The sequence below is a fragment of the Kribbella sp. genome, assembly GCF_035655035.1.
In the GTDB taxonomy this organism is placed as follows: Bacteria; Actinomycetota; Actinomycetes; order Propionibacteriales; family Kribbellaceae; genus Kribbella.
Map to the genome: position 1 here is coordinate 1 of NZ_DASRVN010000098.1, position 6476 is coordinate 6476.

Below are 6476 nucleotides of genomic sequence, written 5' to 3' on the forward strand. Positions count from 1 at the left end.
ACCCCACCATCACCCTCCACCCCCTCCGCGGCGTCCACACCCTCCGCCACATAGACGCCCTACACCGCCCCGAACGAACCGCCCGCAAGGCCGTCCGCACCACCCTCACACAACTAGCCCACGCAGCCCGCACCATCCGCACATCAAGCAGCTGAATCGCTCTGGGAGTTGCCCAACAGCTTCGAGCACACCGCGTACCGGCTCGAGGTTCGTGACCGGTACGCCGAACCCGACGAGGCCGAACCGCTCGCGAAATACCTAGCTGGTCACCGCAACGAACCAGCTTGGATGAGCGAGTGGCTCGACCTGGTCCGCACCGCGATCGCCACCGGCCGCCGCTTCACCAGGGTCCGCGTGGTAACCGTCCCCTTGACCGACTACAGCCGGTTCGGCGTGTGGTGCTCAGGGTTCACCACCAAGCCGGCGAAGACATCCGCTACCTGCCCCGCGATCAGGCCGCCGCGACGACTTCGCCAACATCAGCACCGCGGCCGCAGTTAGCGTCCCGGTGCTGATCTCACCGCTTACCCAGCAGCTCTGCCTTCTCTCCAGAAACCTGCCACCGTGGCGATCTGCGCCTGCAAACTAAGCGTGTCCACCTGGAGGCGGCGGTCGGCGTACGGCGGGTTCGTCGCGTCCGCCTGGTGGAGCATCCGGAACTCCGCGTCGGTGAGCCACACCTGGCGAGTCGCCGCGCGGCGCTGTGCCTCCGGAAAGCTCACCACTAGATGGACGATCAGGCAGGCTGGTAGCTCCCGTCGGTACAGCGCTGAAGTCTCGGGCGTGAGCACGTCAGCGATGACAACCTCGATGCCCGCAGCCAGAAGGTTTCGAGCCATGCCGCATGCGTTCGTCACGCCGAGCTCTTGCTGCTTCCACCCTTCGGCGCCGTCCCAGGGAGCAGCTGCTCCGGAGACGACGAGTTGACGTACGTCGTCCACGTCAAGCAAGGCACACCTCGGACGCCCTTCCGCGAGCGCCCGCCCAGTCACACTCTTCCCGACCGCGGGCCCGCCCGTAAGGATCAACGGCGCCAACACCATCACTCCTCCGATCGGCAGCCCGCACCCGAGGGAGGCCGTTTGTCAGACGATACGTGGCCGGAGGTCGCTTGGTTGGTGGGCGGGGCGGGCGCGGATGCAGGGGTCGGCACGCACGCCCCGCCGGATCAGGAGGTCAACTCTCTGCGACTCGGTGGGCTACGTTCTCCCAGCCTTCGGAGAGGAGCGGTCTGGTCGGTTTTCTAAACCGTGTGCGGGCGGTGGGGAGAGGCTCATAGCATCCAGGGATGGATCTTCGGGAAGAGGTGCCGGGCGACAGGCGGGCTGTGCGAGATGTTCATCTGCGGGCGTTTGGTGATCATGGCCTTGTTGTTGCTGAGCTGGTTGATTCGTTGCGGGGCATTGTCGCGGCTGGCGGCGGTTTGTCGCTGGTTGCCGAGGACGGCGGGGAGGTGGTCGGGCACGTCATGTTCACGCGTAGTCTGCTGGATTGCCCTCGGCGGCTGGTGGACGTGCAAGTCCTTAGTCCGTTGGCTGTGTTGCCTGAGGTTCACAGGCGCGGGATCGGTTCGGCTCTGGTTCGGCGCGGGCTTGAGATCGTCGGTGAGCGGTCTGCTCCGGTTGTTTTCCTGGAGGGGGATCCGGGGTACTACTCCCGCTTCGGCTTCGTGCCTGGCGGCGAGTTGGGCTTTCGCAAGCCGTCGTTGAGGATCCCGGACCAGGCCTTTCAGGCGATCAAGCTTCCTGCGTACGAACCGTGGATGACTGGGACGCTTGTCTATGCGGAAGCGTTCTGGCGGCACGACGCAGTCGGCTTGCGCGATCCCGAGGCCTAGCGAGGCATGACGCGCTCGTATTCGTTGCGTGTAGCAACGGAATGCTCTGGCGGGCTGTAGCTGTTGGGGCGCTCCTGCACCGAGGTAGATGGCGGGTACGGCGCGCGAGTACGTTCGAGTCGGGTGGAACGCAAGGGGTGGGCCTTGGCGTTCGCTCACCACGTCGGGCGGGTAGGCGGGGCGGTCGCACGCGAGCGGAGCGAGCAAATCGCGGGCGCTAGCCCCCAGCTCGCCGGCGGTAGCCGGCAGCTGATGTGTCGGCGGTAGCCGACGGGTGGGTGGGAGCGCGTAGCGGGTGGGTGGGAGCACCTGCGTAGCACGCGGCGGGCTAGTTAGCTGTTGACGAAGGTGGTGGTTTGGGTGAGGAGGTGGTGGGTGGTGGGTTGGTCGAAGAAGGTGATGAGGGCTTCGTAGGTGCCGGCTTCGGCGGCGGAGGGGTCTACTACGTAGCCGTAGTAGCCGTCGGTGTAGCCGATGACTCGGGTGATGGGGTGGGTGCTGTCGGACTGGAGGCAGGCGCCGTGGACGGCGAAGAGTTCGACGGGGAGGTTGATCCAGCAGACGTCGCCCATGGTGACGGTGCTGATCGAGAGGTCGAAGGTCGGGGGGAGGGCGGCGGCGGCCATCAGGGCTTGGCCGCGGGCGCCGTCGAGGCGGGTCTGGGAGATGCGGCCAGAGGGGTCGTCGGTGCCGTTGAGGTGGCTGGCGGCGGCGGAGACGACTTTCTCAGCCTCGGCGGCGGGTGGGATGTTGCGGACCGGGAGGGTCAGCGTCGTACGGCGGATTGTGGGGGGTGACGGGGGGAGCTCGAGGCCGGGTTGGGCCAGGGCCTCGCGGACGCGGCCGGCGAGCAGGGAGCCCAGGCGGGTGACTTCGGCGGCGCCGCGGCCCTGGCGGGTGAAGCGGGGGCTGACGTCGCCGGCGGCACCTTGGAGGAAGCCGACGACGGCGGGGGCGAGGGCGGCGCGGGCGGCGCCGGGCCAGTCGGCGGAGTACTGCATGTTCTCCGGGCCGTACGTCGTCGGGTGGCACGCGAAGTCCAGCAGCACCGCTTCGAGGGAACCCGAGCGCGAGTGCAGCGCGAGGATGCCGGCGGTGTTGTCGTGCGGGCCGTTGCGGCGGTGCCGGTTGGTGCCGACGCCGACCACCTCGACGGATCGCCACGACGCGGTCACCGGCTGCCGTTCGAACCGGACCGAACGTACGGCCCCGAGCAGCGCGTCGACCAGGTCGCATTCGCGGTCGGCGGGGATCACCGGGTGGATCTGACCGGTCCAGCCGGACGGTCCCGAGTGCGTGTGCGACGCGGACACCACGACGTGCGACGGCGGAATCCCGGCCGCAGCGCCGGCCGCGGCGGCGAGTTCGGACACGAGGTCGCAGCCGACGGCGATCGCGTCCAGAGTCAGCCACAGTACGCCGGGGTCGTCCGCGCTCGACAGCCAGATCAGGGTCGCGTTCAACGGGTCCGCCGTACCGGTGGCGAGGCCCGCGCGGGCGGCGTACCCGTCGAGTCGGTGACCGGGTGGCGGGGTGACGTCCAGGGACTTGGCTGCCAGGAGGAGTTCGGTCACTTGAGTGCTCCCGCGGTCATACCGGCACTGATCTGTCGATGGAATCCAAGATATACGGCCAGGACCGGAATGATCGAGATGGTCAGTCCGGCGAACAATCCTGAGAAATCGCTGTGATAGCCCTGCGTGACGGCGATGTTCGCCAGACCCTGGGTGACCAGGTACCGCTTCTCGTCGGTGTTCAGCACCAGCGGCAGCAGGTACTCGTTCCACATGCCGAGGAACTGGAAGATGCCGATACTGACCAGACCGGGCCGGGCGAGCGGCAGCATGATGCGAAAGAGCACACCCCAATGAGAACACCCGTCCACAAGTCCCGCCTCGGCAAGCTCCTTCGACTGCGTCCTGAAAAAAGCCGTCAGGAAGAACACCGAGAACGACATCCCGTGCGCGGCGTACACCAAGATCAATCCCAGGTACGTGTTCAGCAGCCCCAGGTTCTGTACGACGAAGAACAGCGGCACCAACGCGAGGAACCCGGGAAACACCATCCCGGCCACGAACACGTAGTACAGCACCCGCGATCCCGGGAACTCGAACCGCGCGAGCACGTACGCGACCGCCGACGACAGCAGCAACGTCAGTACGACGCCGCAGCACACGACGACGACGCTGTTGAAGAAGTACGAGCCGATGTGCGACTCGTTCCACGCGCGCGAGAAGTTGTCCCACCGCCAGCGTGACGGCAGGCTCCATGGGCTGGTGAAGATGTCCTGGTCGGACTTGAACGCGCTGAGCACCGCCCACAGCAACGGGAACACGACCATCGCGCCCCACACCAGCAGGAACCCCTGCGACACCCCGCCGAGGATCCGCGACCCGGCGGCGCTCCGGGCCGGACCGGGCGACGCAGGTACGGCGGGCGCGCTCGACCGGGAAGGAGACGTCAGAAGAGCCATCGTGTCTCCTCAGTACTCGACCCGCTCGCGGCGGGTCAGCCGGAACGTGAGCAGGGTCAGGATCATGTTGATCAAGAACAACGTGACTCCGATCGCGGAGGCGTAGCCGAACTTCCCGTACGTGAACGCGTTCGTGTACATGTACAGCGAGATCACCTGGGTGGCGTCGTCCGGACCGCCCGGCCCGACCGACAGGATCTTCACCAGCGCGAACATGTCCAGCGCCCCGATCACCTGGAACGCGAGCGCGGTCTGCACCGTGCTCCAGATCAGCGGCAACGTCACCCGGAGGAAGGACTGCACCGCGCCGGCCCCGTCCAGCAGCGCCGCCTCGTAGAGCTCGCGAGGGATCGCCGCCATCGCGGCCGTGAACAGTACGACGTAGAACCCGACGCCGCCCCACACCACCACGGCCATGATCGAACCGAGCGCGGTCTTGCCGTCACCGAGCCAGAGCCGCGCCAGCCCGCCCAGGCCGATCGCCCGGAGGAATCCGTTCAGCAGCCCGCTCCGCGGCTCGAAGACGAACTGCCACAGCACGCCGACGATCGCGATCGACAGCACGCCGGGGAAGAAGTACACGACCTTGTAGATCCGCGACCCCGGTACGCCGCCGCGGTAGTTCAGGGCGGCCGAGAAGAACAGCGACAGCGTCACGATGATGATCGGCAACGACACCAGCAGGAACAGGTTGTGCCGCAACGCCACCCAGAACACCGAGTCGTGGAACAGCGTGACGAAGTTCGCGAACCCGATGTACTGGTAGCTCGCCGACAGCCCCTCCCAGTTCGTGAACGCGATCGGGAACGCCTGCACGTACGGCGAGATCACGAACACCGCGTAGACCGCGAGCGGCACCACCAGCAGGCTGACGATGAAGCGGTACTTCCCGTGATGCATCAGACGTGGAACTTCTTGATCGACGGATCCTTCGCGGTCTCGTCGGCGTACTTCTGCATCTGCTTGCTCCACCCGTCCGGCGTCACTTCGCGGTTCATCAGCGCGGCCATCGCCTTGTCCGAGTTGTCGAGCAGCTTCTTGTACCAGAGCCGCCACGACCAGTCCGCGAACATGTTGGTGCCGGCCGCCTCGATCACCGCCTGCATGGACTTGTTCGCCGACGACAGCTCGAGGCCGTCGCTGGCGCCCTTCACCACGGTCAGCGACTTCGTCACCTTGGTGAAGTTCTTCATGCACTGCTTGGACACGATGATCCGCAGCAGCTCCAGACCGCCCTGCGGGTTCTTCGCCTTGGACGGCACGATCAGCGCACCGCCCGGCCCGCCGGTGACGGTCTCGAACGGCGCCTTGTCCGCGGACGACAGGCCGGGCACCGGGACCATCGTCATACCGAGGTCCTTCGGCGCGATGTCGCCGAGCTCGTTCTCGAGCCAGCCGCCGCACGGGATGAAGACCGCCTTGCCCTGCGCCCAGTACGTCTGCGACTGGGTGTGCGTCAGCGCCTGCGAACCCTCCAGCAGGTACCCCTTCGCGGCCAGCTCCTGGTAGCCCTCGGCCGCCGCGATCAGGGCCGGGTCGCGCCACGCGTTCGGTTCGAGGTTGTCGACCTTCTTCTTCAGGTCGGGGCCGGCCGCCTTGTACGCCGTCATCAGCATCGGGTTGGTGAGGTACCCGGGGAACTTGCCCTGGTACGTCCACGGCGCGATGTCGGTCGTCTTCTTGATCTCGGCGCAGAGCGCGAGCATCTCGTCCCAGTGCTTCGGGTACTCCCAGCCGTGCTTGTCCATCATCGGCTTGCTGTACCAGATCCCGCCGACGCCGAACACGTACGGCATCTCGTACTTCACGCCGTCATACCGGCCCGCTTCGGCGACGCCGGGGAGCAAGGTGTCGCGGACCTTGACGCCAGGCTGGCCGTACGCCTCCATGTCGAGCAGCGGGCCGATGTCCATGACCTGCTTCTGCGCGGCCAGCGTGGCGCCGTCCAGGCCGACGTTCTCGATCAGGTCCGGCGGGTCGCCCTGGATGAAGCGCGGCTGCAGCTGCTGCTGGAGCTGCTGCCCGCTGGTCAGCTTGACGTCCGCCTTCGGGAACTCCTTGCGGTAGAGATCCAGCGGCATCGTGGTCCATTCCTTGCCGTAGCCGCCGTCGAAGTTGAAGAACTCCAGCGGCTTGCTGCCGTCCACCGACGACCCGGCGGACGCG

At 66.9% G+C, this 6476-nt stretch carries 7 protein-coding genes; 2 read left to right on the forward strand and 5 right to left on the reverse strand.

What is annotated here, in order from left to right:
- Positions 1-168 precede the first annotated feature (168 nt).
- Positions 169-501 (forward strand): DUF6879 family protein, encoded by a 333-nt coding sequence (locus tag VFF46_RS40585; protein WP_414673038.1) that lies wholly within the window; start codon positions 169-171, stop codon positions 499-501.
- 23 nt (positions 502-524) lie between these two features.
- Here the strand turns inward: VFF46_RS40585 and VFF46_RS05795 are convergent, their stop codons facing one another.
- The gene (locus VFF46_RS05795) at positions 525-1037 is read right to left on the reverse strand and encodes a hypothetical protein (RefSeq protein WP_325035972.1); all 513 of its coding nucleotides are present in this window, start codon (positions 1035-1037) and stop codon (positions 525-527) included.
- Between the two features lie 251 nt (positions 1038-1288).
- On the opposite strand from VFF46_RS05795, the gene VFF46_RS05800 reads away from it, so the two are divergent.
- Positions 1289-1837 (forward strand): N-acetyltransferase, encoded by a 549-nt coding sequence (locus VFF46_RS05800; protein WP_325035973.1) that lies wholly within the window; start codon positions 1289-1291, stop codon positions 1835-1837.
- A 332-nt stretch (positions 1838-2169) separates the two neighbouring features.
- On the opposite strand, the gene VFF46_RS05805 is transcribed toward VFF46_RS05800, so the two are convergent.
- From VFF46_RS05805 to ngcE, 4 genes are all read right to left on the reverse strand, one after another.
- Entirely contained in the window at positions 2170-3411 is a 1242-nt protein-coding gene (locus VFF46_RS05805; RefSeq protein ID WP_325035974.1) for a hypothetical protein, read from the reverse strand.
- Complete coding sequence (locus VFF46_RS05810) at positions 3408-4310, reverse strand: carbohydrate ABC transporter permease (RefSeq protein WP_325035975.1); 903 nt, start codon at positions 4308-4310, stop codon at positions 3408-3410. Before VFF46_RS05810 ends, VFF46_RS05805 begins: the two co-directional genes overlap by 4 nt.
- Before the next feature lie 9 nt (positions 4311-4319).
- Positions 4320-5210, reverse strand: a complete 891-nt coding sequence (locus tag VFF46_RS05815; protein WP_325035976.1) for a sugar ABC transporter permease — start codon at positions 5208-5210, stop codon at positions 4320-4322.
- The coding region (ngcE, locus tag VFF46_RS05820) for an N-acetylglucosamine/diacetylchitobiose ABC transporter substrate-binding protein (protein ID WP_325035977.1) at positions 5210-6476 on the reverse strand (1267 nt) is incomplete at its 5' end. The genes VFF46_RS05815 and ngcE, both read right to left, overlap by 1 nt.

Coding starts and splice junctions, on each gene's coding strand:
- VFF46_RS05810 (WP_325035975.1), bottom strand. CDS start 4,310: ATGGCTCTTCTGACGTCTCCTTCCCGGTCGAGCGCGCCCGCCGTACCT.
- VFF46_RS05800 (WP_325035973.1), top strand. CDS start 1,289: ATGGATCTTCGGGAAGAGGTGCCGGGCGACAGGCGGGCTGTGCGAGAT.
- VFF46_RS05815 (WP_325035976.1), bottom strand. CDS start 5,210: ATGCATCACGGGAAGTACCGCTTCATCGTCAGCCTGCTGGTGGTGCCG.